This window comes from Nonomuraea angiospora (assembly GCF_014873145.1).
Classification (GTDB): Bacteria; Actinomycetota; Actinomycetes; order Streptosporangiales; family Streptosporangiaceae; genus Nonomuraea; species Nonomuraea angiospora.
This window is the reverse complement of sequence record NZ_JADBEK010000001.1, coordinates 237,561-261,642: the sequence shown is the minus strand read 5'-3', so window position 1 is coordinate 261,642 and position 24,082 is coordinate 237,561. Positions and strand designations below refer to the sequence as shown.

Sequence of the window (24,082 nt, the reverse complement as noted above, 5' to 3'; positions counted from 1 at the left end):
AGCGGGGCCGAGGGCGGTTTGCGGGAGCGGGGCCGAGAGCCGGAGCCTGAAGCAGGGGCCAAGGTCAGTGGCGGCGCGGCGGGACCATTGGCGGCGCAGCAAAGCCGGTGGCGGCGCGGCAGGGTAGTGCGGGGTCTTCGAGGAACTACGCGTCAGCTGCGGTTGATGGGCGGAGGGCCGGTGTCCTGCGGGTGCTCGGTGTGGTCGGCGAGGGTGGCGGCCCAGCTCGCCAGGAGGCGCAGGGCGTCATGGGAGGGCGTGTCGGGGGCGGCGGTGTAGACGGTCAGGCTCAGGCCGGGGTCGGCGTGCAGGTCCATGGACTCGTAGTCGAGGGTGAGGTCGCCGACGGCGGGGTGGTGGAAGGTCTTGGCGCCGGTGTGGTGCAGGCGGACGTTGTGCTGGGCCCAGCGGGTGCGGAAGTCGGCGCTGCGGGTGCACAGCTCGCCGATCAGGTCGGTGAGGCCCTTGTCGAAGGGGTCGCGGCCGGCCTCGGTGCGCAGCAGGGCGACGGTGATGTCGGCGGAGGTCTCCCAGTCGGGGAAGAAGTCGGGCCCGGCGGGATCGAGGAACTGGAAGCGGGCGATGTTGGGCGGCTGGGCGGAGGCGGCTGCGGGGCGCGGGCTCTGGTAGACCGGCCAGTACATGGCGCGGCCGAGGTGATTGGCCGCCAGGATGTCCATGCGGCCGTTGCGGATGATCGCGGGGGCGTCGCTCATGGCGTCCAGCATCCGCTGCAGCCCGGGCCGGACCTTGCGGGCTGGGCGGCGGGGGCGGTGCCCAGGGCCGGCGGCGCGGGCCAGGTCGAACAGGTGGGCACGTTCGGCCTCGTCGAGCTGCAGGGCTCGGGCGACGGCGTTCAGGACGTCGTCGGAGACGCCGCTGATGTGGCCTTTTTCGAGACGGGTGTACCAGTCGGTGCTCACGCCGGCCAGGACGGCGACTTCCTCGCGGCGCAGGCCGGGCACCCGGCGGCGCCCGCCGGGGGCCAAGCCGGCCTGCTCCGGTGTGATTCTGGCGCGCCGGCTGGCGAGGAAGGCGCGGATCTCGTCTCGATTGTCGTGCACGTCTCTCACTGTAGGCAGCGGCCGGAGGCGGAAGGGGGGTAGAGGTTGTCCCCCCGATAAACGCGACCTCCCGCCCGCGCCATACAGCCGGTTTCCTGGACGTTGCCATGAGAAGTGATGGCATTCCGTCGTTCCCGAGGGGACGTTGCGCCGTTCCCCGAGGGGGCGTCCCGCCGTTCCCCGAGGGGGCGTTGCGCCGTTCCCGATGGGGGACGCCTGTGCCCACCTGAGCCGCACGAGAGTGATCACGCGAGCTTCCCGCCCCGGCGACGCCCGGGACGGCTCGGGCACGGGGCGCCCGGCCACGAGCCGGCGACGGCGTCCACCTCACGACCTGAGCAAGCGCAGCACGTCATAGCAAGGAGATCCACCCATGCGTGGAACAGTTCTGTACGCCCCGGGCGACGTCCGCGTCGAGGACCGCCCGGACCCGAGGATCGAGCAGCCCACCGACGCGGTCATCCGCCTGGCCGCCACCTGCGTGTGCGGCTCGGACCTGTGGCCCTACCGCGGCATCGAAGAGGTGAAGCAGCCCACCCCGATGGGCCACGAGTACGTCGGCATCGTCGAGGAGGTCGGCAGCGAGGTCCGCACGGTCAGGCCGGGCCAGTTCGTGGTCGGCTCGTTCTTCGCCTCCGACAACACCTGCGAGATCTGCCGCGCCGGATACCAGACGTCCTGCGTCCGCCGGGAGTTCGCCGCCGCCACCGGCGCGCAGGCCCAGTACGCGCGGATCGCACTGGCCGACGGCACCCTCGTGGCCACCCCCGGCATGCCGGACCCGGACCTGATCCCGGGCCTGCTGGCCGCCTCCGACGTGCTGGGCACCGGCTGGTTCGGCGCCGTGGCCGCCGAGGCGGGGCCGGGCAAGACGGTGGCCGTGGTCGGCGACGGCGCGGTGGGCCTGCTCGCCGTACTGGCCGCCAGGCAGCTCGGCGCGGAGCGGATCATCGCGATGAGCCGGCACGAGCCCCGGCAGAAGCTGGCTCTGGAGTTCGGCGCCACGGACCTGGTCACGGAGCGTGGCGATGAGGGGGTGGCCCGCGTCAAGGAGCTGACCGGTGGTCTGGGCGCGCACTCGGTGATCGAGGCGGTCGGCACCCAGGAGTCGATGATGCAGGCCATCCGCTCCACCCGCCCCGGCGGGCACGTCGGCTACGTCGGCGTCGCCCACGACGTCGCGCTGCCCGGCGAGGAGCTGTTCTTCTCGCACGTGCACCTGCACGGCGGCCCGGCCCCGGTGCGCCAGTACCTGCCCGAGCTGATCGGGCTGATCTACGACCGCGCCATCGACCCCGGCAAGGTCTTCGACCTCACCCTGCCCCTGGAGCAGGCGGCCGAAGGTTACAAGGCGATGGACGAACGCCGCGCCATCAAGACCCTCCTGCGGCCGTGAGCCGAGGCGTCCTCCTCCGGCAGCCCGCCCCGGCGAGCCGCCGGAGGGCCCCTGCCACCGCCACCTCCGCCGGATGACGTCCTGAGATGACGATGAGCTCCACCACCCCTGCCTCGAACCGCACGGCCGTACCCGCGCAGCCGCGTCGCACCCGGCGGGCCGTCATGCTGCTGCTCAGCGCGCTGACCGGCCTCGGCCCGCTGTCGATGGACCTGTACCTTCCCGCCCTGCCCGCGGTGACCGCCGAGCTGCGCGCGCGGGCTTCCGTGACCCAGCTCAGCGTCACCGCCTGCCTGGCCGGCCTGGCGCTGGGCCAGCTGCTGATCGGGCCGCTCAGCGACCGCTGGGGCCGCCGCCGCCCGCTCCTGGCCGGCCTGGCCTGCTACGCGGCGGCCACGCTGGCGTGCGCGCTGGCCCCCACCGCCGCCCTGCTGATCGCCGCCCGCCTCGCCCAGGGGCTGGCCGCGGCCGCGGGGATCGTCATCGCTCGCGCCGTGCTGACCGACCTGCACAGCGACGGCCGGCTGGCGCGGGCCCTGTCGACCCTGGCGATGATCAGCGGTGTCGCGCCGGTCCTCGGCCCGGTCCTCGGCGGCCAGTTGCTGCGCCTGACCGACTGGCGCGGCGTCTTCGCCGTCCTGGCCGCCGCCGGTCTTGCCCTGGCCGTCCTGTCGGCCTGGGCCATCCCCGAGACCTTGCCCGCGAACCGCCGCCACACCGGCGGGCTCACCGACACCCTGCGCCCCATGCGCGCCCTGCTGGGCGACCGCCGCTTCGCCGGCGCTCTGATCGCGTACGGGCTGATCTCCGGCACGCTGTTCGTCTACGTGGCGGGCTTCCCCTTCGTCGTCCAGGACACCTTCGGCGCCTCCGCCCAGACCTTCAGCCTGATCTTCGGCTGCAACGCCGCCGCGCTGATCCTGGCCGCCCACCTCAACAGCCGGCTCGTCGTCGGCCGCATCCCCCTGGACCGTGCGGTCGCCGTCGGCCTGACCGGCGTCCTGGCCACCGTGCTGGCCCTGCTGGCCCTGGTCACGCCCCTGCTCGGCGGCGGCCTGGCAGCCGTGGCGGCCAGCCAGTTCGCCATGATGTTCTTCATCGGCGTCATCGCCCCCAACGTCACCGCGCTGGCCATGGGCAGCAGCGGCGACGCCGCCGGATCCGCCTCCGCCCTGATCGGCGCCGCGCAGTTCCTCACCGGCGCCCTCACCGCGCCCCTCGCCGGCCTGGGCGGCCCGCGTACCGCCGTGTCCATGGCCGCCGTCGAGGTCGGCTGCGCCGCCCTCGCCCTGACCGCGTTCCTGCTCATGCGCCGGGCCCCGGCGTCCCGCCCCGCCTGAACGTCGCCGCGGCGGCGCGCGCTCGCTCGAGCGACACGCCCGTGCCGGTCGCCGCCCTTCTCCGGCGCTGATCGAAGGCGCTGATCGAAGGCGCTGACCGGCCGGCGCGGCGAGCGGGCAGGCCGTGGCGGCCGGCGGTCACAGCAGCGCGCCGTCGGTGACGTCAACGGGCGGCGCCACCGGCTGACGGTGGACAACCGCACGTCGCTGCTGGACCTGCTGCGCGAGCGGCTCGCCTTCACGGGCACAGCTCGGGCTTCTCAAATCGCGCCGCCACGACGGCGGTCATGGTCGCGGCAGGAGCTTGAGGGTGGTGGCTCGGGCCTGGGCTGCGACCATGGGGATGACGTAGGTGCTGCCGTAGCGGTGGTATTTGGCGCGGTACGCCTCATCGATCCGGTCGTTGACGCCGGAATCGTTCTCCTCGGCCAGGGTGACGTCCTTGTCGATGCCGCCGGCGGCGATGTGGGCACGGTGGCCGGCCCGGGCGGTCCGGTACCAGGCCCCGTCGGTGCCCCGGTAGGAGCGGATGTAAAGATCGTCGCCGTCGCGGACGACCCAGATGGGCACCGGTGCGCGCGGCGTGCCGTCGTCGCGGACGGGCGCGATCTCCAGCTCCTCCGCGGTGCCGATCCGGGCGAGCTCCTCGCTGGTCCATGAAGCCATGACGGATGTCCTTTCCTTGTGATGGTGCCGGGAATCATGGCGGCAGGTCACAGGCCGGTCATGCGTTCCAGGCGTTCGGGATAGCGGGCGCCCTGGATGTCGATCTTCGCGGCGGCGGCGTCGACGTGTTCGAGGTCGTCGGCGGTGAGCTCGACGTGGGCGGCGGCGAGGTTCTCCGCCAGTCGCTCCGGCCGGCGGGTGCCGGGGATCGGGACGATCCAGGGCTGCCGGGCCAGCAGCCAGGCCAGGGCGATCTGCGCGGGTGTGGCGCCCTTGCGCCGGGCGATGGCGCCCAGGAGATCGACGAGCGCCTGGTTCGCCTTCCTGGCCTCGGCGGTGAAGCGCGGGATGCTCGCGCGGATGTCGGTGCGGTCGAAGGCGGTGGCCTCATCGACGGTGCCGGTGAGGAACCCTTTCCCGAGCGGGCTGTAGGGGACGAACCCGATGCCGAGCTCCGCCAGGACCGGCAGGACCTCCTGTTCGGGCCTGCGCCACCACAGGGAGTACTCGCTCTGCACGGCGGTCACGGGCTGGACGGCGTGGGCGCGGCGGATGGTGCCGGCGGCCGCCTCGGACATGCCGAAGTGCCGGACCTTGCCGTCCTGGATGAGCCCTTTGACCGCTCCGGCGACGTCCTCGATCGGCACCTGCGGGTCGACGCGGTGCTGGTAGTACAGGTCGATCACGTCGACGCCGAGCCGCTGCAGTGAGCCGTCGACGGCCTGCCGGACGTGCTCGGGCCGGCTGGACAGCCCGGCCTGGCGGCCCTCGGCGTCGAACGCGAATCCGAACTTGGTGGCGATCACCACCTGCTCGCGGACGGGGGCGAGGGCTTCGCCGACCAGTCGCTCGTTGCGGAACGGCCCGTAGACCTCGGCGGTGTCGAAGAACGTGACACCGCGTTCCACCGCTTCCCGGATGAGGGCGATCATCTCCTGCCGGCTGCCGGGGTTGGGGCCGTAGCTCTGGCTCATGCCCATGCAGCCGAGGCCGATCGCCGAGACCTCGAGATCGCGTCCGAGAGTTCGTTTGTCCATGGTGGGCTCCTTCGTCGATCGTTCACGGCTGATCGTGCGTACGTCCTGTCGTCGCGGTGGGGGCGGGCCGGAGCAGCAGGCTTGCGGCCGCGGCGGCCAGCGAGGCCGCGGCCGCGATGAGCAGGCTGGTACGCAGGCCGTGCAGGAAGCCGGCCGGCTGGGCGAGCAGCGCGCCGAAGACCGCGACGGCCAGGGCGCCGCCGACTTGCCGGCTGGTGTTGAACACGCCGCCGGCGACCCCGGCGCGGTGGGGCGGGACGGCGTTCAGCAGAGCGGCGGTCATCGGCGGCATCACGAGCGGACCGCTCAGTCCGATCGGCACCATCAGGGCGGCCAGGACCCAGACCGGTGTCGAGGCGGGCACGAGGGCGAGGATCGCCAGGCCCGCCGTCATGAGGGCCAGGCCCGTGCTGATGAGCGCCCGCGTGCCGATCCTTTCGGCGATCCGCGCGCTGAACGGGGTCAGGATGGCGCCGATGAGCATCATCGGGACGAACGCCGCTCCGGCGGCCAGGGCGGACAGTCCCCGCAACTGCTGGAGGTACAGGCTCATCACGAACGGGAGCCCGTAATAGCCGACGATGAACGCGAACCCGACGACGACGCTGACCGTCGCGGTGCGGGAGGCGAACAGGTCCAGCGGCACCATCGGGTGGGCGCGCACCGCCTGGGCCGCGAGGAAGGCGGCGAGCGCTACGCCCGCCACCGCGAACGCGGCGATCACCCGGGGCGCGGCGAACCCGGCGGCGCCGGCCTCGATCGCGCCGTAGGTCAGCCCGCCCATCGCCAGGACCGCGCTGACCTGGCCCGGCCAGTCGAAGGGGACGCGCCGGTGGGGCGAGCGCCGCGTGCGGGCGAGCAGGATCAGGGCCGCCGCGGCCACGGGCAGGTTGATGAAGAAGATCAGCCGCCAGCTGAGCATGGTCAGCAGCCCGCCCAGGACGGGGCCGCAGGAGGAGGCGACGGCGCCGCCCATCGCCCACACCGCGACCGCCCGTCCCCGCCGGACCGGGTCCGGGTAGGCGTGGCCGATCAGCGCCATCGAGGAGGGCATCATCACCGCGGCCGCCGCGCCCTGGACGAGGCGGGCGGCCACCAGCGCGCCCAGGTTCGGCGCCAGACCGCAGGCCGCCGAGGCGAGGGCGAAGAGCGCCACCCCGATGCCGAAGGCGCGGCGCGCTCCGACGCGGTCGGCCAGCGAACCGGAGGACAGCAGCAGGGCGGCGAACATCAGCGTGTAGCCGTCGACGACCCACTGCAGCCCGGTGATGCCACCGCCGACGTCGTGCCGGATCGCGGGGAGGGCGACGTTGACGATGACCGCGTCGAGGGTGATGACGAAGAAGCCGAGCACGGCGGCGGCCAGCGCGCGACCGGCGAAGGCACTCGGCCGGTCGTCTCCGGTCGTGGTGGTGGTCGGGCAGGCGGTGCGGGTGGTGGGCATCAGCGGTGGTCTCTTCGCAACGCGGAGCGGGCAGACGGACGGGCTGCTCTGGGATGTGGCCGCATCGTGACGGGCGCGCCGTACGTTCATGGCGCGGTACGTCTCGCGGCCTGACGCAAAGGCGGCCCAGGGCGGGCAGCCGCAACTCAGGACCTGGGCATCAACCAGGAAACCGCAGGTGGGCGTGGCGAGGGAGTCCCTGTCGTTCCCTGTACTGGCAGAACACCCCACAGCGCCGAGATCCGGCCTACCCTGCGAAGACATGGACAACCGCAGTGAGGTCCGCGAGTTCCTGATCTCGCGGCGAGCCAAGATCACCCCGCGGCAGGCCGGCCTGCCCGCCTACGGCGGCCACCGGCGTGTGCCGGGGCTGCGCCGCGAAGAGGTCGCCATGCTCGCCGGCGTCAGCGCCGAATACTACGCCCGCCTGGAGCGGGGCAACCTGAGCGGCGTCTCCGAAAGCGTCCTGGAATCCCTCTCCCGCGCGCTGAAGCTCGACGAAGCCGAACGCGCCCACCTGTTCGACCTGGCCCGGACCGCCAACGCCGGCCCCCGCACCCGCCGTCGCCCCACCCAGCAGCAGATCCGGCCCGGCATCCAGCGCCTCCTGGACTCCATGACCGACGCCGCCGCCTACGTCCGCAACGGACGCCTGGACATCGTGGCCGCCAACCGGCTCGGCCGGGCCCTCTACGCGCCCGTCTTCGACGACCCGGTCCGGCCCGTCAACCTCGCCCGGTTCCGCTTCCTCAACCCCCGCGCCCACGACTTCTACCCTGACTGGGACGAATCCGCCCAGACGACCGTGGCCCTCCTGCGTACGGAAGCAGGCCGCGACCCCTACGACCGGGCGCTGACCGACCTCGTCGGCGAGCTCGCCACCCGCAGCGAGGAATTCCGCGCCCTGTGGGCCGCCCACAACGTCCGCCTGCACCACACCGGCGTCAAGAACTTCCACCACCCCGTCGTCGGCGACCTCAGCCTCCCCTTCGAGGCCATGCCCCTGCCCGCCGACCCCGGCCTGACCCTCACCGCCTTCAGCGCCGAACCCGGCACCGCGGCCCACGACGCGCTCACCCTCCTCGCCAGCTGGGCCTCCACACTCGAACAGACGGAACCCGCCCGGGAGAGCGACCAGACCCGCACCACGGACGCCTGACCCGCACCCGCCACCGACCAGCCCCGCCCGCACCACGGGCGCCTGGCCCGCTGTCGACTTCCCGAAGCTGACTGCGCGAAGTCCAAAATCCCGTGCGCGCAGTGCGCCTTGCCGGCGCAGAGCGTCCTGAAAGCAGCCGGAGGACGCTGCCTACATCAGGCGGCGCAGGACCGCGCGGGCGTGGGCCAGACGGTGCTCATGAGCCTCGGGCAGGTCCGCGGCCAGCAACTCGTACAGCCCGACCGCCTCTTCCGCCAGCGCGCGCGCTCGCGCATGCGCGCCGTCGGCGGCCGAGTGGACCTCGGCGAGGTTCAGCAACGCGCGCGCGTGCCCGCCGCTGTAGCGAGCCGGATGCCGCGCGACCAGCCGCCGGTACGTCTCCACCGACTCCGCCGCGGCCGCCAGCGCCTCGGCGTGTTCGCCTCGCCGTGATCGTACGAGGCCGTGATCGGTCATCGCATGGGCAAGATCTCCTGCCCGCCGATGCGGATCGAGCCGGTACAGGCGCTGGTAGATGGCCAGGCACCGCAGCGAGGCACTCAGCGCCTCCTCGAGATCCGGCGCCGACACGGACAACGTGTGCAGCGCGAGCGCGAGCGCCGGCTCGTGCGCTTCGGGGTCGGCGGTCGCGAGCGTGGTGAGCAGGGTGACGGCTTCCCGCGCGGCCTCGACCGCCTCCTCCTGACGGTTCAGGTCCGCCAGGACGCACGATGTGTTGTTCAACGCCAGCGCGAGTTGCGGGGCGGCATCTTGGTGGCGGCGGGCGATCTCCACCGCCTCGGAATCCGCCGCCAGCGCCTCCTCGACCCGATTCAGGTCATGCAGGTAAACGCCCAGGTTGTAGAGGCTGACGCACACGCTCAGCTCGGCCTCCCGGACCTTCGCCCGGAACTCGGCCGCGTGGTTGTCCCGGCTCTCTTCATCGAACTCGATCTCCTCGATGAAGTCCTCGTCGAGTTCGTCGTCATCGAACAGATCCTTGACTTCACTCAGCCCGCCGTCCTCGAAAAGCTCCTTGCCCATCGGCTGATCGCCTCCGTCGAGAACCTCCTCCCAGGCGGGAAACAGCCGCTCGAACCGGTGCTGGCGATCCAACGCCCGCGCCGCGAGGGCGCGATCGAGACGTACGGCTTCCTCGGCGGCGGCCAGCGCTTCGCGATACCGGCCCAACCGTCTCAGGGCGATGGCGGCGCCGTTCAGCGTGATGGCCAGGTTGCGCGACCCGGCAAAGTCATCGTCCCAATCGATCGACCGCCTGCCCCTCTCCACGCGCTCGACGAAGGCCGCGTACGCCTCCTCGTACCGCCCGACCTGTGCCAAGGCGCCGCCCAGCTGCCCCAACGCTTCGTCAAGCCGGCGCGTGACGAGCCAGTCCGGCTCATCACCGGCGTCGTCGTAACGGCGCCAGATGTTCTCCGCCTCAGCTGCGGCGTCGACCGCTTCGTCGAAACGGCCGACACTGGTGAGACAGTCGGCGTATCGGGCGAGCGCGTACGCCAAGGTTCGGCCTTTGGGCCGGCCGGGCCTGTTGTCTGGTTGCTGCCGGATCTCGCGGACCGCTTCGGCCGCCGAGTCCAGCGCTTCGTCGTGCCGCCCGAGCCGCGCCAGGATGCCGATGGACGTGGTTCGCGCATCGTCCGCCAGGTCGAGAGCGGAAGCGTCCACGGCCGTCAGGCGCAGGCTCACCGCCTGCTCCTCCTGCTTGATCGGCAACACTTCCTCGTAGCGCTTCAGCTCCACGAGAACGCTGCCCAGAGAGCCCAGCGTGCGGCGGTAATCGTCCAGGAAGTCGTCGGCGGGAGCCTCGGTGCCGGCCGCTCGGTAGACGTCGATCGCTTCGAGATAGACCAGCCGCGCAAGCTCGTACCAGCCCGGGTACTCCAGCTCGGCGCCCAGGTGACGCAACGGCTCAGTCAGCGCGTAGGGACTGGGCCAGGTTTCGCGGGGCTGCCCGCGCAGAGCCTCGATCTCCCCCATGAGGACCCGGGCGTATCGCAGGTCGGGACCGTCAGGTGACACGTAACGTCGCAGATCACGGCTGTTCGGTGAGCCGGGATGTTGAAGCAACGTCTCTATGTCGATGCGATCTTCCACCATGATCGTGACGATAGTGCAGCCCTCTGACACAAACCTCGCCCGCTACGCCCGCGTCTCCCCCGAAGCCCTGGCACTCCGGTCCCTCGCCCGTCCCGGCCCTCGTCTCGCCTGTGGCCACCGGACGGGACGGCGGCGCTTGGGCTTTCCCCTGAGCTCCGCACCCCGCGGTCATCCGCGACGCGTTCGGCTGCCCAGCGGCGCGGCCGGTCGCGCGGGTCGGGGATCCGGGCCGGTCCGGTAACGTTTTGCGACGTGGCCCACTACTTCTCCGAACAGCCGAACGCGGCGAGCAAGCCGGGCTCCGTCGACCTGGTCCTGCCCGATCTGCACCTGCGGCTGGAGACCGACAGCGGCGTGTTCTCGCCGGAACGGGTCGACGTGGGCACGCGCATCCTGCTGGAGAGCGTCCCGCCGCCGCCGCAGGAGGGCGATCTGCTCGACCTGGGCTGCGGGTACGGGCCGATCGCGCTGACCATGGCCTCCCGGGCGCCCGAGGCGACCGTATGGGCCGTCGACGTGAACCGGCGCAGCGTGGACCTGACCGCCAGGAATGCCAAAGCCGCAGGCCTTTACAAAGTACGGTCAGCACATATCGATGAAGTACCAGATGACGTGAAATTTCGGGCAATCTGGTCTAATCCTGCGATCCGCATTGGAAAGCAGGCCCTGCACGACATGCTCACCAGGTGGCTGACGCGGCTCACTCCCGACGGCGTCGCCTACCTGGTCGTCCAGAAACACCTCGGCTCGGACTCCCTGCAGCGCTGGCTCGGCGAGCAGGGCTGGCAGGCCTCCCGCGAGGCCAGCCGGGCCGCCTACCGCATCCTGAAGGTGACCCGATGAGAAGGCAACTGCGCCCCACCGACGTCAAGCGGCTCAACCGCACCTGGCGCAGGAACACCCAGAACCGCCTCGCCATGATCATCGAGTCGGTCACCGGCCCGTTCAACATCGGCTCGATCTTCCGCAGCGCCGCCGCGTTCGGCGTGGACGAGATCTGGCTCGCCGGCAACGCCACCCCGCCGACCAACCCCAAGGCGGGCAAGACCGCGCTCGGCACCGAACGCCTGGTCAAGTGGCACGAGCCGATCCCGGCCACCGAGGCGGTCAAGGCCGCCAAGGCGGAGGGCTACACCGTGCACGCCATCGAGCTGACCGCCGAGGCCCTGCCGCTGCACCGCGCCGGCCTGGGCCGCGACGTGTGCCTGGTGGTCGGCAGCGAGGACCACGGCTGCTCCCCCGCGCTGCTCGACGCCGTGGACGGCGTCTGCTACATCCCGCAGGTCGGGCGGGTCGGGTCGTTCAACGTGGCGGTGGCCGCCGCCATCGCGCTGTCCGAGGCCCGCCGCCAGGAGTGGGAGAATCTCCTCGAACCGTAACCGAACCGTTCACCCACGGAAGGCATACTCAGGACGTGCTGAGCCGTCGATTCGCCTTTCTCGACCATCCGGGCCCGCTGGCCTTCGCGCATCGCGGAGGCGCCGCCGAGGGCGCGGAAAACTCCGTCGCGGCCTTCGAGCGGGCGGTCGGGCTCGGCTACACCTACCTGGAGACCGACGCGCACGCCACCTCCGACGGCGTGCTGCTCGCCTTCCACGATCACACGCTCGACCGGGTGACCGACCAGCGGGGCCGCATCTCGGAGCTGCCCTACCGGGCGGTCAGGCAGGCCCGCATCGGCGGGGTTCACGAGATCCCGCTGCTGGAGGAGCTGCTGGGCACCTGGTCCGAGATCCGCTTCAACATCGACGTCAAGGAGGCCGCCGCCATCGCGCCGCTGGCCGAGGCGATCCGGCGTACCAACTCCTATGACCGCATCTGCCTGACCTCCTTCTCCGACGAGCGGCTGACGCTGGCCAGGGCGGCGATGGGCAGGGAGGTGTGCTCGGCGCTCGGCCCGCGCGGCGTCGCCGCGCTGCGCGCCGCCGCGTCCACCTCCGGCTACGGCCGCCTGCTGGCCCGCCTGTCGCGCGCCGGCGTCCCGTGCGCGCAGGTGCCGGTGGGCTTCCGCGGGCTGCGGGTGACCACCCGGAGTCTCGTACGTACGGCGCACGCCATCGGCATGCAGGTGCACGTGTGGACCGTCAACGACCCCGTACGCATGGAACACCTGCTCGACCTCGGCGTGGACGGCCTCATGACCGACAACGTCTCCGGCCTGCGCACCGTCCTGGAGCGCCGCGGCCAATGGCATCCCGGCAGTCTGGCCGCGTAACCCGGCCATACCGGCTGGGCTCCGCGGCACGAGCGAGCATCGAGCGCACGGCGTACCAGCCTCAAGAAGCCAAGAAAGCCCCATAAGCCTGCAGGCCGGGCCGCCCGGCCGCATAGGAGCGACTCGACACCATGCCCGTACCCGCACCCCCCGCGGCCCTCGACGACTCCCCCGCCGCGCGCAAGCGCGAGCAGCGCGGCTGGTACTTCTACGACTGGGCCAACTCCGCCTTCTACACCACGATCATCTCGGTCTTCCTCGGCCCGTACCTCATCCCGGTCGCCAAGACCGCGGCCTGCGCCAAGGACTTCCCGAGCATCGCCTCCGACACGTGCGTGGCCGACTTCGACAGGCTGGTCGAGACCAACAAGGGCCTGGGGTTCGTCGACGTGCTCGGCGCCGACATCAGGCCGGCCGCGTTCTTCGGGCTGACGCTGACGATCGCGGTGTTCCTGCAGATCGTGGTGCTGCCCGTGGTGGGCGCGCTGGCCGACCACACCGGGCGCAAGCGGGAGATGCTCGGCGGCTTCGCCTACGTCGGGGCGCTGGCCACGATGGCCCTGTACTTCGTCGAGGGCGACCGCTACATGCTCGGCGGGGTGCTGTTCATCCTGGCCAACCTGGCCTACGGCTCCTCGGTCGTGGTCTACGACTCGTTCCTGCCGCAGATCTCCACCGCCGCCGAGCGCGACAAGGTGTCCTCGCGCGGCTGGGCCATCGGCTACCTGGGCGGCGGCCTGCTGCTGGCCCTCAACCTCGTCCTCTACACGCAGCATGAGAGCCTCGGGGTCGCCGAGGGCATGGCGGTGCGCATCAGCATGATGTCGGCCGGTCTGTGGTGGGCGATCTTCACGATCATCCCGCTGCTGCGGCTGCGCAACCGTCCCGTGCCCGTCCACGAGACCACGGCGCTGCGCTCGGTCGGCGGCAGCTTCCGCCAGCTCGGCCGCACCCTGGCCGAGCTGCGCCGCTATCCGCTGACGCTGCTGTTCCTGGTGGCGTACCTGGTCTACAACGACGGCGTGCAGACGGTGATCGGCAACAGCGCGGCCTTCGCCTCCGAGGCCCTCAAGCTGGACAAGACGGTGCAGATCACAGCCATCCTGATGGTGCAGTTCGTGGCGTTCTTCGGCGCGCTGCTGCTGGGCCGGCTGGCCCGCGGCTTCGGCACCAAGCGCACGGTGCTGGCCAGCCTGGTGCTGTGGACGGCGATCGTGGCGGCGGCGCTGTTCGTGGAGGAGGGGCAGGCGCTGCAGTTCTACCTGATGGCGTTCGCGATCGCGATCGTGCTGGGGGGCACGCAGGCGCTGTCGCGCTCGCTGTTCTCGCAGGTGATCCCGAGGGGGCGGGAGGCCGAGTATTTCGGCCTGCTGCAGATCAGCGACAAGGGCTCGGCGTTCATCGGCTCCCTGACGGTCACGTTCGCACTCCAGCAGACCAACAGCTACCGGATCGCCATCATGTCGATGATCATCTTCTTCGTCGTCGGCTTCGTCCTCCTGGCCCTGACCAACCTTCCCAAGGCGATCCGCCAGGCCGGCAACGAGGTCCCGGACCGCATCTGACCCCGCGTTCGGCGGCTTCCGGCGGGCGGCCGGGCGGGAGGCTTCAGTCGCTCGGGCCATGCGGTGGATCGGGGCTCGTGTCAGGCAGGGGTTCAGAACTCGAGTCGGCCGGAGCGTCGGGGCGCGGGCCGAGCTTGTGGGCGATCCAGAACGCCATCCCCGCGAGGGCGGCCGTGCCCACGATGGCGAACAGCACCCACCATCCCCGATGGTCATTCCCGTACGAGTCGCCGGTTGTACGCCCGGCATCGGGACCCGGCACACCGGGTCCGCCGGGCGCACCCGGCTTGCCGGGCCTGCCGGACACGCCTATACCACCTGGCATATCTGTGCCACCAGGCACGCCCGTGCCGAGCGGCGGTGACTCGCCCGGGGTCGGCGAGCCACCATCGCCAGGGGAGGTTGGCGAGCCGCCGATATCAGGCAGAACGGACCAGCCACCATCGCCGGGTCGAGCCGCCGCGCCGTCGACGTCGTGCGAGGGCGGCCAACCCGCGGCGCCATCGGGGGACGACCAGCTTCCATGGCCCTCAAGCGGCCCCCAGCCCCCAGCGTCCGACGACCAGCTCCCGCCGTCAGGCGACCGACCCACGCTGCCAGGCAACGAGCCTGCGGCACCAGGCGGCGGGCTCGACCCCTCGGGCGGCCGACCTGCGGCGCCCGGCGGCGAACCGGCAGCGCCAGGCGACTGCCCCACGCCCCCAGGCGGCGGACCGGTGCCACCATGCGACTGGCCCACGCCGCCAGGCGGCGAACCAGCGCCACCCGGTGACCGGCCTGCGGCGGCAGGCGGCGGGGCTGTGCCGGGCCGGGCTGTCGAGCTGTCGGAATGGGGCCCTTGGGGGAGCATGGCGGCGTCTCGGGACGGCGAGTCCACGCCGGCGAGCGGAATCCCATTGTGCGGCGCCTGGGAGCCTCCGGCGCCGTGTAGGGCGTGTCCGCTTTCGCCTTTCCGGGGTGGTGAAGCGGCGCCGTCCGATGCCTGCGAATCCGGTCCGCCTCGGGGGTGTGAATCGGGCCCGCCTCGCGCCGTTGAGCGTCCGTCGCGTGCCTGTGGGTCTCCGGTACGCGGTGCAGGCGGACCCGCCGCGCCACGGGAGGTGCGTGTCCCATCACCGGGGCCATGCGAGGCACCCTGCCCCTCGCCGCCCCCCGAACCGTTGAAGGGGGGCGGCCGCACCCCCGCGCCGCCCTTTGATCGCCCGTTGCCGGAGGAAGGCTGCGAGCCCTCGCCTGATCCGACGCCTGGGCGGTCCCCCGCCGGACCCGTGCGCGCCGCCTTGCCGTCCCCATCGTCGCCCTCCCCGTCATCCTCATCGCCCCGGTCGTCATCCGCGGAGGCGGCGGCGACCTGGACCGTGCCGAGTGGCGTCGCCGCACGGACCTCCCGCCGCCCTGGTAGCGCCGCCGTGGCGCCCAGGACGAGCACGACGGCGACGGCCGGCAGGAGCCATCGGGGTCCCCGTCTCATCGGCGCCTCCCGTCGGTGGTCCCGTACGCTGCCGGTTCTCAGCCTGCGGGCCTACGATGGCGCCTTCGTTAGCGGCGGATGAGAGGGCTCTCATCTACAGGAGGACGACCCGATCCCGGTCGCTCTGATCACTTCAACCGTGCCTGATCATGACGGTGCCGCGAGGAGCATGGTGCCGGGGCCCTGGGCCGCGCCTGGGCCGCGTACGGCTGAGACCGTGTCCGCGGTGGCCTCGCCGCCGCAGTGCGGGCAGGTGACGACCGGGGTGAAGCGCTCGCCGCAGGAGTGCACCAGGAGCGCGGGCGGGCCGCCCGGCGGCGTGGACCAGCGGTCGCCCCAAGCCATCAACGTCAGCAGGGCCGGCACGATGTCGCGGCCCGCCTCGGTGAGGACGTACTCGTGGCGCACCGGACGCTCCTGGTACGGCCGTTTCTCCACCACGCCGGCCGCCACCAGATGCTCCAGGCGGCGGGTCAGGAGGTTGCGCGAGATGCCCAGGTCCTCCGCCAGGTCGTCGAACCTGCGCAGGCCCAGGAACAGGTCGCGCAGGATCAGCGGTGTCCACGGTTCGGCGACCACGCCGACGGCCTGGGCGATGGAGCAGTGCATCTCACCGAACCTGTTCATGGACCCAGGATAGTGGGTTGATAAAGTGAACCCATGACAGTTCACATTCAGGACTCACCTGCGGCGGCCTACCGCCGGGCCGGCGAGGCACACGACGTCGACGCCCTCGTCGCCACGCTCGCCGACGACGTGGTCTTCCGCTCGCCGCTCACCGCCAATGCCGCCTTTCACGGCAAGGAGCAGGTACGGGAGCTGTTCTCGGTCGTGTTCGGCGCGCTGTCGGACCTGCGCTACCACAAGGACGTCGGCGACGAACGTACGCGAGCCCTGACCGCGACCGCCCGGCTGGGACGCCAGGAGATCCACGAGGCGGCGCTGGTCGAGGTGGGCGAGGACGGGCTGATCAAGGAGATCACCATGTGGATCCGGCCCCTGCCGGGACTGACGGCGATGATGGCCGCGCTCGGCCCCGGCCTGGCGCGCGCCACCGGCAAGCCGGGCCTCCCCTGGCTCGTCGCCGCCGCCGTCAAGCCGCTGGCGGCGATGACGCGCTTCGGCGACAGGACCCTGGTCCCGCTCCTGACCCCCCGCAGGCATCCCCGCTAGAGCCTCACAAGAGCGGCGCCAGGGCCCCACGGGCGCCCTTCCCGCGAGACCCCACCGCGCCCGCGCCACCGGCGGCGGAGACGTGCGCGGAGGGCCAGAAGGACGAGAGGCCCGCCCGCCCCGGGAAGCACGCCAAGCCGCACGAGAGCCGACGTCGCCACCAACTCTGGAGGTTCACCGATCCAAAGAGAGAGCACTGCTCTTGACATCACCGTCCCAAAGCGAGAGCATTGCTCTCACTAAAGAGCAACGCCCTCTTCAAGGAGCATTGATGGCCCCCAGGCTCACCTCCCTGGCCTTCGCCGCCGCCGGCATCCTCTTCCTCGTCTATCCCGCGATCCGCCCTTCCGGCGACGACGCCGCCGCCATGGCCTCCACGGCGTGGGTCGCCGGGCACGCGGCCGCCATGCTGGGTTTCGTGCTGCTCGGCCTGGCCGTGCTCGGGCTGCACCAGGTGCTCGGCGACCGCCTCTCCCTGCGCGCCGCCGCCGTGACCTGGGTGGGTGCGGGGCTGACGCTCCCGTACTACGGCGCCGAGGACTTCGGGCTGAACGTGATCGCCCGGCGCTCCCTCCACGACCAGGCGCCCGCGCTGATGGAACTGGCCGAGGAGTTCAGGTACGGGCCTGTCGCGATGACGATGTTCGCCGTGGGGCTCCTCGTCCTGGCCGTCGGCGCGGTGATGGCGGCGATCGCCGTCTGGCGGTCAGGAACGCTGCCCAAGTGGAGCGGGACGGCCCTGGCGATGGGGTTCGCGCTGTTCATCCCGCAGTTCTTCGGCCCGTACCCGCTGCGGATCGCGCACGGCGCGCTGATCATGATTGGCGGGCTCTGGCTGGCGGCGGCCCTGGTCAGGGGCGGGGCGCGGGCCCGATCGGCGACTGTGTGAAGAACCGAGGCCCACAAGCGCGATTGGATCACCCCGCGGGTGGGAATCCCATCACGGTACCAAGCGTTAGACACCGTGGGAGACAGACCCCCCCACGCAAGGGGGCCCTGTAGGAGGCATTTAGACATGGGCGAGCGCGCGCTTCGTGGCACCCGGCTCGGGGCAACCAGCTACGAGAACGACCGTAACACGGATCTGGCCCCGCGCCAGGAGGTGTCCTACACCTGTCCTAAGGGCCATCGCTTCGAGGTTCCGCTTGCAGCCGAGGCTGAGATCCCCGCGACCTGGGAGTGCCGCATGTGCGGCGCGACCGCGGTGCGGGTGGACGGCGAGCAGCCGGAGTCGAAGAAGGTCAAGCCCCCGCGGACACACTGGGACATGCTCCTGGAGCGGCGGTCGATCGAAGATCTTGAGGAGGTGCTCAACGAGCGGCTCGCGGTTCTGCGGGCCCAGCGTCGAAAGAGCGCCTGACCTCCTCTCACGGTGAAACCCCCGGGCTACCCGCCCGGGGGTTTCTTCATGCCCGCGCCGCGTGCCGGGTCAGGACAGCAGCGCCTGGGGGGCCGACTCCTTGAGGCGGGCGTTCGCCCACCGTAGTTGCCGGAGGGTCTGGGGATGGCAGCGTTGCGTGAGCGCGAGCAGGTCCCGCTGTTTCGCCGCCTGGGCGGCCTGCGCCAGCATCTCCCAGTCCAGGGACACCTCCGACGCCGCCAGGTACAGCTGACGCAGGTCGGCCAGCAGGAGCAGGCCGGGCTCGGAGCGGCGGCCGAGCCGCTCCGCGGCCTTCTCGCGCAGGCGTTCCGCCACGGAGACGTCATGGGAGGGGTCCAGGTCCAGGCCGTGCTCCTTGCCCGCCTCGGCCAGCTCGCGGACGTGGTCGTGGCACCACCCGGCCAGGTCGCGGGCGACGTGGTACGTCTCGTGGTCGCCCTTGTGCCGTTCCGACATCCGCAGCAGCAGGTGGGCCAGCTCGCCCTCCGAGCGGTGCAACTCGCGGATCACCAGGTCGAGCTTCATCGCATGACCTCCTCGGCCTGCGCGTCGGCGCCTCCGGCCGTCGCGGGGACGTCGGCGGAGACCGGGCGGGAGGCCGCGGTGGTCGGCGCCTGGGACGGGGCGCCGGAGGAGGCCGTCACCAGCGAGACCCGGGCCGCCGCGGTCTTGAAGACGGGCTGCTTGGAGGCCGGATCCCACTGCGTGATCGTCAGCTCGTTGGCGGCCCGCCCGGGCGACTCCCCGGGCCCGGCCCCGTCCGGGCGGTCCCAGTAGCCGTAGTGGAACGGCAGGAAGATCACCCCGTCGCGCATCGAGGTGACCCGCAGCCGCGCCCGCACCGCGCCCCTGGCCGTGGCCACCTCCAAGAGGTCGCCCTCGGTGAAGCCCAGGCGCGCGGCGTCCGCCGGGGACATCTCCACCCACGGCTCCGGGGCCGCCCGCTGGAGCTGGGGCGCCCGCGCGGTCTTCGTCCTGGTGTGGAAGTGGTAGATGGTGCGCCCGGTCGTCAGCCAGAACGGGAAGTCGCCGTCCGGCTCCTCGTGCGGCGGCACGTACTCGGCGGCCTTGATGATCGCCTTGCCGTCGGGGTTGAGCGCCTTGTACTCGATGTCCGACAGCGGCGCCCCCGTGACCAGATCGCGTCCGTAGTCCTCGCAGTGGCCGGGGTCGCTCCAGAACCGGCCGTCGGCGTACAGGCGCTCGGTCCCGTCCGGATGCTCGTCGTCACACGGCCACTGGACGCCGCCGCTCCCCCGCAGCCGCGCGTAGGACAGGCCGCTGTAGTCGCACGGACGGCCGCGCGAGCACTCCTTCCAGGCCTCGAACGCCCCCTCGGCGTCGCCCCACTTCACCAGCGGCGCGCCGTCCTTGTCGCGAAGGTCCAGCCGGCGCGCGAAATCGAGGAAGATGTCCAGGTCGGGCCGGGCCTCGCCGGGCGGTTCGACCGCCTTTTCCGACAGGTGCACGGTGCGGTCGGCGTTCGTGAACGTGCCGGTCTTCTCCGCCCAGGTCGCGGCGGGCAGCACCACGTCGGCCAGTTGCGCGGTCTCGGTCAGGAAGATGTCCTGGACGACGAGGAACAGCCGCTCCTGCCCGAGGATCGACCGGATCCGCACCAGTTCGGGCAGCGACACCGCCGGGTTCGTCCCCGTCACGTACAGGAAGCGGATCGAGCCCTCCTCCGCGTAACGAAGCATCTGCATGGCGTGGGTCGGCGGCGCGTAGTGCGGGATGTCCATGGGGTCGACGTTCCAGACGCGGGCGAGGTCGCGCACGTGGGCGTCGTTCGACCAGTTTCGGAAACCCGGCAGATCGCCGTCGGCGCCGCATTCGCGGGTGTTCTGGGCGGTGGGCTGGCCGTTCATCTGCAGCACGCCGCAGCCGGGCCGGCCGAGCATGCCGCGTACGAGATGGACGTTGTTCACCTGGACGGCGGCGGCGGTCGCCTGGTGCGCCTGGTAGAAGCCCTGCAGGACGGTGGACAGCAGCCGCCGCGCCGTGCCGATCAGGCGGGCGGCCTCGCGCAGCGCGTCCACGGGCACGTCGCAGATCCTCGCGGCCTTCTCCACCGGGAAGTCGCGCACCCGCTTCTCCAGTTCCTCGAAGCCGACCACGTGATCGCGCACGTACCGCTCGTCGATCCAGCCGTTGGCCAGGATCTCGTGGAGCAGGCCGTTCATCAGGGCGACGTTGGTGCCGGGGCGGTTGGCCAGGTGCACGGCGGCGGCCCGGCTCACCGGGGTCTCGCGCGGGTCCACGCAGACGAGGGCGGGCGGGTTGGGGCCGGCGAGCCGGTCGAGGATCCGCGACCACAGGACGGTCTGCGTCTCGGCGACGTTGTGCCCGTAAAGGGCGATGACGTCGGCGTGGTCGACGTCGGTGTAGGAGCCGGGCTGCCCGTCGCAGCCGAACGACTCCTTGAGCGCGGCCGCCGCCGTCGCCGTGCACAGCCGGGTGTTGCCGTCCAGGTGGTTGGTGCCGACGCCCCCGTGCGCGATCAGCGCGAGCGTGTAGTACTCCTCCAGGAACAGCTGGCCGGTGGTGTAGAAGCCGATCGCGCTGGGGCCCTGCTCGTCGAGGAGCCGCCGGGCGCGGCCGGCCACGCGCTCCATCGCGGTGTCCCAGTCGGTCTCGACCAGCCGCCCGTTCTCGCGGACGAGGGGGCGTACGAGCCGGTCGGGCGCGTTGGCGGCCTGCCAGCCGTACAGGTCCTTCGGACCGAGGCGGCCGTGGTTGACGCGGTCCTGGGCGCGCCCGCGCACCCCGACGACACGTCCGTCCTTGACCGCGATGTCCAGGCCGTCGCCGTTGCTGTGCAGGATCGTCGCGCTCTGCACCCAGCGCTCCACGTCCTGCGCGCGCAGCCCGCTCTCGAGAAAGGAGTCGACGCGGACCGGCCAGGGCTCTCCCGGCCCGTACGGCGTCCGCGTCCCCCATGGCTCGGCGATCCTGTCCACGTACGGCATGCGTCCTCCCGGGGGTCGTAGGATCCCGGACGCATGCCCCGTACCAGCAGGATCAGTCGCGCTCCTCGCGGATGACCTCGCCGTGCACCACGCGGCCGCCGTCCGGCACCCGCACGTCCTGAGGGGACGGGAAGAGGTTGGCGTACGGGGAACGCGCGGCCATCCGCTTGACCCGGCGGTCGAAGAACCAGGCGCCCAGGCGGCGCATCAGCGGCCGCGTGAACGGCAGGATGCACAGGAACCCGAAGATGTCGGTGAAGAAGCCCGGCGTCAGCAGCAGCGCGCCGCCCACCAGGACCAGGCCGCCGTCGGCCAGCTCGCGCTCGGGCATCCGGCCGGACCCGATCGCCTCCTGGAGCGCCCGCCAGGCCCTGCGGCCCTCGCGGCGTACCAGCCAGGCGCCGAGCAGGCTGTCGGCGATGAGCAGGGCCACGGTGGCGGGCCCGCCGATCACCGAACCCACCTGGATGAGCAGCCAGATCTCCAGGACGGGGACGACCAGGAAGGCCAGGAAGAGCAGCAGCCGCATCGTTTCCTCGATTCCGCACCAGCGCGTTACACCAGGGACAACGACCGACGGCCGCAAAGCGTTCCGCCCCGCTAGTGGTGGTGACCGCCGCGCAACCGCTTGGGCAGGCCCGTGACGCCCCACAGGCCGATGCGCCACAGCGCCTCGGACATGACCTTGCCGCTCATCTTGCTCTTGCCCACCGTACGCTCCACGAACGTGATGGGCACCTCCACCACCCGCAGCCCGTTCCTGGACGTGCGCAGCGTGAGGTCGACCTGGAAGCAGTAGCCCTGCGACTCCACGCCGGACAGGCCCACCTTCTCCAGGGTCGCGGCGCGGTAGGCGCGGAACCCGGCGGTCGCGTCGCGCACGGGCAGGCCGAGCATCACCCGGGTGTAGAGGTTGGCGCCCTTGGACAGCAGCTCGCGCCGGTGCGGCCAGTTGACGACCTTGCCGCCGGGCACGTAGCGCGACCCGATCGCCAGGTCGGCGCCGTCGGCCAGCGCCTCGAGCAGCTTGGGCAGCTCCTCGGGCTGGTGGGAGCCGTCGGCGTCCATCTCGACCAGGACGTCGTAGCCCTCCCGCAACCCCCAGCGGAACCCGGCGATGTAGGCCGCGCCGAGGCCCTGCTTGGCCTCCCGGTGCAGGACGTGGACGTGGTCGTCGCCGTCGGCCAGCCCGTCGGCCACCTCGCCGGTGCCGTCGGGGCTGCTGTCGTCGGCCACGAGCACGTGGACCTCCGGCAGCGCCGTCCGGATCCGCTCCACGATCATGGGCAGGTTGTCGCGCTCGTTGTAGGTCGGTACGACGACGAGCACCCGGCCGAGAGTCTCCACCATCAGTCGTTCCTCATCCGATCGCCTCGCCGCCTGCCCCGCCACGCGGCGGCTCCTGCCGCCGCCGCTCCCATCACCATCAATGCCCACTCAGGAACGGCGCCCACCGCAGTGGCGATCGTTTCCTGGGTGCGTACGGGCACCTTGACCACGTTCATGTCCGCGACCAGTTCGCGGGTCTGCCAGGAGACCTTACCGTCAGGTCGGATGTAGGCGGAGATCCCCGTGGTGGCGGCGGCCACGACCGCCCTGTTGTGCTCGACGGCGCGCAGCTTGTACATGGCCAGTTGCTGCGTCGGCAGGTTCGACAGCGCGTACGAGGCGTTGTTGGCCTGCATCGCCAGGACCGTGCCTCCGGCGCGCACGGTGCCGCGCACGGTGTCGTCGTAGGCCACCTCGTAGCAGTTGACCGCGCCGATCGTGATCGGGCCCAGCTTCAGGTCGCCCGGCCTGTCCCCCGGGATCGACTGCCGCCCGACCAGGCTCGCCCGCTCCCACAGGGCCAGGACGATCTCCTTGAACGGCGTGTACTCCCCGAACGGCACCAGGTGCTGCTTGTCGTAGTAGGCGCCGGGGCCGGTCACCGGGTCCCAGACGAGGCTGCGGGTGGCGCGGGACTCCTCGCCGATGGCGACCACGGCCCCGATCAGCGTGGGGACGCCGACGTCGCGGACCGAGTCCTGGATGATCTCGCGGGCGTACGGGTCTCGGTAGGGGTCGATGTCGGTGGAGTTCTCGGGGAGGACGACCGCGTCGGGTTTGGGGAGTTTTCCCTCGCGTACGGCCTGGGCCAGGCGCTTCGTCTCATTGGCATGATTTTTCAGGACAACGGCGGGCTCGTCCCCCAGGAAGCCCATGCCCCTTCCCGGGACGTTCCCCTGGACGATGCCGACGTTGACCGTCCGCCCCTCGTCGCCCGGCCTGGGGAGCACCAGCGTCAGCACCGGCACGGCGAGCGCCAGAACGGCCGGCACGGCCCTGCGCCACACACCTTCGGCCTTGGGCCCGGTCAGGGCCGCGTAGGCCAGCAGGGCGCCGCACACGGCCACGGCGAACGACACCAGCGGCGCGCCGCCCAGCGCGGCGTACTGGGTGAACAGGGACTCGCTCTGGCTGAACGCCAGCCGAGCCCACGGGAACCCGCCGATGGGCACCTGGCTGCGCGCCCATTCCATGGCCACCCACAGCCCGCCGAACCACAACGGCCACGCCCGCAGCCGGAACACCAGCGCGGCCAGGGCGGCCATGACGGCGTAGAACACGCTCTCCGTGGCGACCAGCATCAGCCAGACGTCGTCGCCGATGGGGCGCACCCAGGCGAGGGAGGGCAGCAGGAACACCAGGGCGATCAGATAGCCGAGCCAGGCGGCCCTCCTGGGCCGGGTGCCGTAGAGGGCCGCGACGATCAGGCCGACGCCGATCGGGGCGGCCGGCCACCAGTTGAGCGACGGGAACGCGGTGTACAACGCCACCCCGCCGGCCACACCCGCCACGACCCGGGCCCACAGCACCCGCCCCGGCTCCCGCTCCACGCCACCCGGACCCGCCGTCTCGGCCGCAGCCGCAACGGGCACAGCGGCCCCCTCGGACGCGGGCCCGACGTCGGACGCCGGCGCAACGTCGGACGCCGGCGCAACGTCGGACGCCGGCGCAACGTCGGACGCCGGTGCAGCATGGGAGGCAGGGGCGGCAGGGGACGCGAGTGGCGGCACGGGGCCGGCGGCGGCGGGCGACGCCACATCGGACGCGGGCGCGGCG

The 24,082-nt window shown here is 71.9% G+C and carries 21 protein-coding genes; 10 read left to right on the top strand and 11 right to left on the bottom strand.

Annotation, left to right across the window (positions count from 1 at the left end):
• Positions 1–152: 152 nt before the first annotated feature.
• On the bottom strand, positions 153–1,064 hold the full coding sequence (locus tag H4W80_RS01160) for a helix-turn-helix transcriptional regulator (RefSeq protein ID WP_192783336.1): 912 nt from the start codon (positions 1,062–1,064) through the stop codon (positions 153–155).
• Positions 1,065–1,437: 373 nt separating this feature from the next.
• Here H4W80_RS01160 and H4W80_RS01155 point away from each other — a divergent pair, with 373 nt between their 5' ends.
• Positions 1,438–2,460, top strand: a complete 1,023-nt coding sequence (locus H4W80_RS01155; RefSeq protein WP_192783335.1) for a zinc-dependent alcohol dehydrogenase family protein — start codon at positions 1,438–1,440, stop codon at positions 2,458–2,460.
• Between the two features lie 86 nt (positions 2,461–2,546).
• Positions 2,547–3,800, top strand: coding sequence for a Bcr/CflA family efflux MFS transporter (locus tag H4W80_RS01150; RefSeq protein ID WP_192783334.1), 1,254 nt, complete (start codon positions 2,547–2,549; stop codon positions 3,798–3,800).
• A 285-nt stretch (positions 3,801–4,085) separates the two neighbouring features.
• Here H4W80_RS01150 and H4W80_RS01145 read toward each other — a convergent pair whose 3' ends face one another.
• From H4W80_RS01145 to H4W80_RS01135, 3 genes are read right to left on the bottom strand one after another with little or no spacing between them, the layout of a single operon-like run.
• A complete protein-coding gene (locus H4W80_RS01145) occupies positions 4,086–4,466 on the bottom strand; it encodes a DUF2255 family protein (protein ID WP_192783333.1) in 381 nt (126 codons plus the stop codon).
• A gap of 47 nt (positions 4,467–4,513) precedes the next feature.
• On the bottom strand, positions 4,514–5,503 hold the full coding sequence (locus tag H4W80_RS01140; protein ID WP_192783332.1) for an aldo/keto reductase: 990 nt from the start codon (positions 5,501–5,503) through the stop codon (positions 4,514–4,516).
• A gap of 22 nt (positions 5,504–5,525) precedes the next feature.
• On the bottom strand, positions 5,526–6,947 hold the full coding sequence (locus H4W80_RS01135; RefSeq protein ID WP_192783331.1) for an MFS transporter: 1,422 nt from the start codon (positions 6,945–6,947) through the stop codon (positions 5,526–5,528).
• Between the two features lie 262 nt (positions 6,948–7,209).
• Between H4W80_RS01135 and H4W80_RS01130 the strand changes: the two genes are divergently transcribed.
• A complete protein-coding gene (locus H4W80_RS01130) occupies positions 7,210–8,106 on the top strand; it encodes a helix-turn-helix transcriptional regulator (protein ID WP_192783330.1) in 897 nt (298 codons plus the stop codon).
• A 150-nt stretch (positions 8,107–8,256) separates the two neighbouring features.
• On the opposite strand, the gene H4W80_RS01125 is transcribed toward H4W80_RS01130, so the two are convergent.
• Positions 8,257–10,203, bottom strand: coding sequence for a tetratricopeptide repeat protein (locus tag H4W80_RS01125; RefSeq protein WP_192783329.1), 1,947 nt, complete (start codon positions 10,201–10,203; stop codon positions 8,257–8,259).
• A gap of 252 nt (positions 10,204–10,455) precedes the next feature.
• On the opposite strand from H4W80_RS01125, the gene H4W80_RS01120 reads away from it, so the two are divergent.
• From H4W80_RS01120 to H4W80_RS01105, 4 genes are all read left to right on the top strand, one after another.
• On the top strand, positions 10,456–11,046 hold the full coding sequence (locus H4W80_RS01120; protein WP_192783328.1) for a class I SAM-dependent methyltransferase: 591 nt from the start codon (positions 10,456–10,458) through the stop codon (positions 11,044–11,046).
• Positions 11,043–11,582 (top strand): TrmH family RNA methyltransferase, encoded by a 540-nt coding sequence (locus H4W80_RS01115; RefSeq protein ID WP_192783327.1) that lies wholly within the window; start codon positions 11,043–11,045, stop codon positions 11,580–11,582. Before H4W80_RS01120 ends, H4W80_RS01115 begins: the two co-directional genes overlap by 4 nt.
• Positions 11,583–11,620: 38 nt before the next feature.
• Positions 11,621–12,418 (top strand): glycerophosphodiester phosphodiesterase family protein, encoded by a 798-nt coding sequence (locus H4W80_RS01110; RefSeq protein WP_225964363.1) that lies wholly within the window; start codon positions 11,621–11,623, stop codon positions 12,416–12,418.
• A gap of 131 nt (positions 12,419–12,549) precedes the next feature.
• Positions 12,550–13,983, top strand: coding sequence for an MFS transporter (locus H4W80_RS01105; protein ID WP_192783325.1), 1,434 nt, complete (start codon positions 12,550–12,552; stop codon positions 13,981–13,983).
• A 1,618-nt stretch (positions 13,984–15,601) separates the two neighbouring features.
• Here the strand turns inward: H4W80_RS01105 and H4W80_RS01100 are convergent.
• On the bottom strand, positions 15,602–16,081 hold the full coding sequence (locus tag H4W80_RS01100) for a winged helix-turn-helix transcriptional regulator (protein WP_225963174.1): 480 nt from the start codon (positions 16,079–16,081) through the stop codon (positions 15,602–15,604).
• A gap of 33 nt (positions 16,082–16,114) precedes the next feature.
• Between H4W80_RS01100 and H4W80_RS01095 the strand changes: the two genes are divergently transcribed.
• The 3 genes from H4W80_RS01095 to H4W80_RS01085 all read left to right on the top strand — a co-directional run bounded on the left by H4W80_RS01095 (position 16,115) and on the right by H4W80_RS01085 (position 17,987).
• Positions 16,115–16,627, top strand: coding sequence for a nuclear transport factor 2 family protein (locus H4W80_RS01095; RefSeq protein ID WP_192783324.1), 513 nt, complete (start codon positions 16,115–16,117; stop codon positions 16,625–16,627).
• A gap of 271 nt (positions 16,628–16,898) precedes the next feature.
• On the top strand, positions 16,899–17,516 hold the full coding sequence (locus H4W80_RS01090; protein ID WP_192783323.1) for a hypothetical protein: 618 nt from the start codon (positions 16,899–16,901) through the stop codon (positions 17,514–17,516).
• Positions 17,517–17,642: 126 nt separating this feature from the next.
• Complete coding sequence (locus tag H4W80_RS01085; RefSeq protein WP_185074387.1) at positions 17,643–17,987, top strand: RNA polymerase-binding protein RbpA; 345 nt, start codon at positions 17,643–17,645, stop codon at positions 17,985–17,987.
• A 69-nt stretch (positions 17,988–18,056) separates the two neighbouring features.
• Here the strand turns inward: H4W80_RS01085 and H4W80_RS01080 are convergent, their stop codons facing one another.
• From H4W80_RS01080 to lnt, 5 genes are all read right to left on the bottom strand, one after another.
• The gene (locus H4W80_RS01080) at positions 18,057–18,533 is read right to left on the bottom strand and encodes a hypothetical protein (protein WP_192783322.1); all 477 of its coding nucleotides are present in this window, start codon (positions 18,531–18,533) and stop codon (positions 18,057–18,059) included.
• Positions 18,530–20,977 (bottom strand): molybdopterin oxidoreductase family protein, encoded by a 2,448-nt coding sequence (locus tag H4W80_RS01075; protein ID WP_192783321.1) that lies wholly within the window; start codon positions 20,975–20,977, stop codon positions 18,530–18,532. Before H4W80_RS01075 ends, H4W80_RS01080 begins: the two co-directional genes overlap by 4 nt.
• 52 nt (positions 20,978–21,029) lie before the next feature.
• Positions 21,030–21,506 (bottom strand): FxsA family protein, encoded by a 477-nt coding sequence (locus H4W80_RS01070; RefSeq protein WP_192783320.1) that lies wholly within the window; start codon positions 21,504–21,506, stop codon positions 21,030–21,032.
• A gap of 71 nt (positions 21,507–21,577) precedes the next feature.
• Complete coding sequence (locus H4W80_RS01065) at positions 21,578–22,327, bottom strand: polyprenol monophosphomannose synthase (RefSeq protein WP_192783319.1); 750 nt, start codon at positions 22,325–22,327, stop codon at positions 21,578–21,580.
• Positions 22,327–23,898 carry an apolipoprotein N-acyltransferase gene (lnt, locus tag H4W80_RS01060; RefSeq protein ID WP_318786653.1) on the bottom strand — a complete coding sequence of 524 codons (1,572 nt, stop codon included), beginning with the start codon at positions 23,896–23,898 and terminating at the stop codon, positions 22,327–22,329. Before lnt ends, H4W80_RS01065 begins: the two co-directional genes overlap by 1 nt.
• Positions 23,899–24,082 lie beyond the last annotated feature (184 nt).

Bases quoted from the DNA above. Each gene is read 5' to 3' on its own strand.
- H4W80_RS01125 (WP_192783329.1), bottom strand. From the start codon at position 10,203: ATGGTGGAAGATCGCATCGACATAGAGACGTTGCTTCAACATCCCGGC.
- H4W80_RS01155 (WP_192783335.1), top strand. From the start codon at position 1,438: ATGCGTGGAACAGTTCTGTACGCCCCGGGCGACGTCCGCGTCGAGGAC.
- H4W80_RS01150 (WP_192783334.1), top strand. From the start codon at position 2,547: ATGACGATGAGCTCCACCACCCCTGCCTCGAACCGCACGGCCGTACCC.
- H4W80_RS01085 (WP_185074387.1), top strand. From the start codon at position 17,643: ATGGGCGAGCGCGCGCTTCGTGGCACCCGGCTCGGGGCAACCAGCTAC.
- H4W80_RS01115 (WP_192783327.1), top strand. From the start codon at position 11,043: ATGAGAAGGCAACTGCGCCCCACCGACGTCAAGCGGCTCAACCGCACC.
- H4W80_RS01070 (WP_192783320.1), bottom strand. From the start codon at position 21,506: ATGCGGCTGCTGCTCTTCCTGGCCTTCCTGGTCGTCCCCGTCCTGGAG.
- H4W80_RS01065 (WP_192783319.1), bottom strand. From the start codon at position 22,327: ATGGTGGAGACTCTCGGCCGGGTGCTCGTCGTCGTACCGACCTACAAC.
- H4W80_RS01090 (WP_192783323.1), top strand. From the start codon at position 16,899: ATGGCCCCCAGGCTCACCTCCCTGGCCTTCGCCGCCGCCGGCATCCTC.
- H4W80_RS01140 (WP_192783332.1), bottom strand. From the start codon at position 5,503: ATGGACAAACGAACTCTCGGACGCGATCTCGAGGTCTCGGCGATCGGC.
- H4W80_RS01105 (WP_192783325.1), top strand. From the start codon at position 12,550: ATGCCCGTACCCGCACCCCCCGCGGCCCTCGACGACTCCCCCGCCGCG.
- H4W80_RS01135 (WP_192783331.1), bottom strand. From the start codon at position 6,947: ATGCCCACCACCCGCACCGCCTGCCCGACCACCACCACGACCGGAGAC.
- H4W80_RS01100 (WP_225963174.1), bottom strand. From the start codon at position 16,081: ATGAACAGGTTCGGTGAGATGCACTGCTCCATCGCCCAGGCCGTCGGC.
- H4W80_RS01145 (WP_192783333.1), bottom strand. From the start codon at position 4,466: ATGGCTTCATGGACCAGCGAGGAGCTCGCCCGGATCGGCACCGCGGAG.
- H4W80_RS01080 (WP_192783322.1), bottom strand. From the start codon at position 18,533: ATGAAGCTCGACCTGGTGATCCGCGAGTTGCACCGCTCGGAGGGCGAG.
- H4W80_RS01075 (WP_192783321.1), bottom strand. From the start codon at position 20,977: ATGCCGTACGTGGACAGGATCGCCGAGCCATGGGGGACGCGGACGCCG.
- H4W80_RS01130 (WP_192783330.1), top strand. From the start codon at position 7,210: ATGGACAACCGCAGTGAGGTCCGCGAGTTCCTGATCTCGCGGCGAGCC.
- H4W80_RS01095 (WP_192783324.1), top strand. From the start codon at position 16,115: ATGACAGTTCACATTCAGGACTCACCTGCGGCGGCCTACCGCCGGGCC.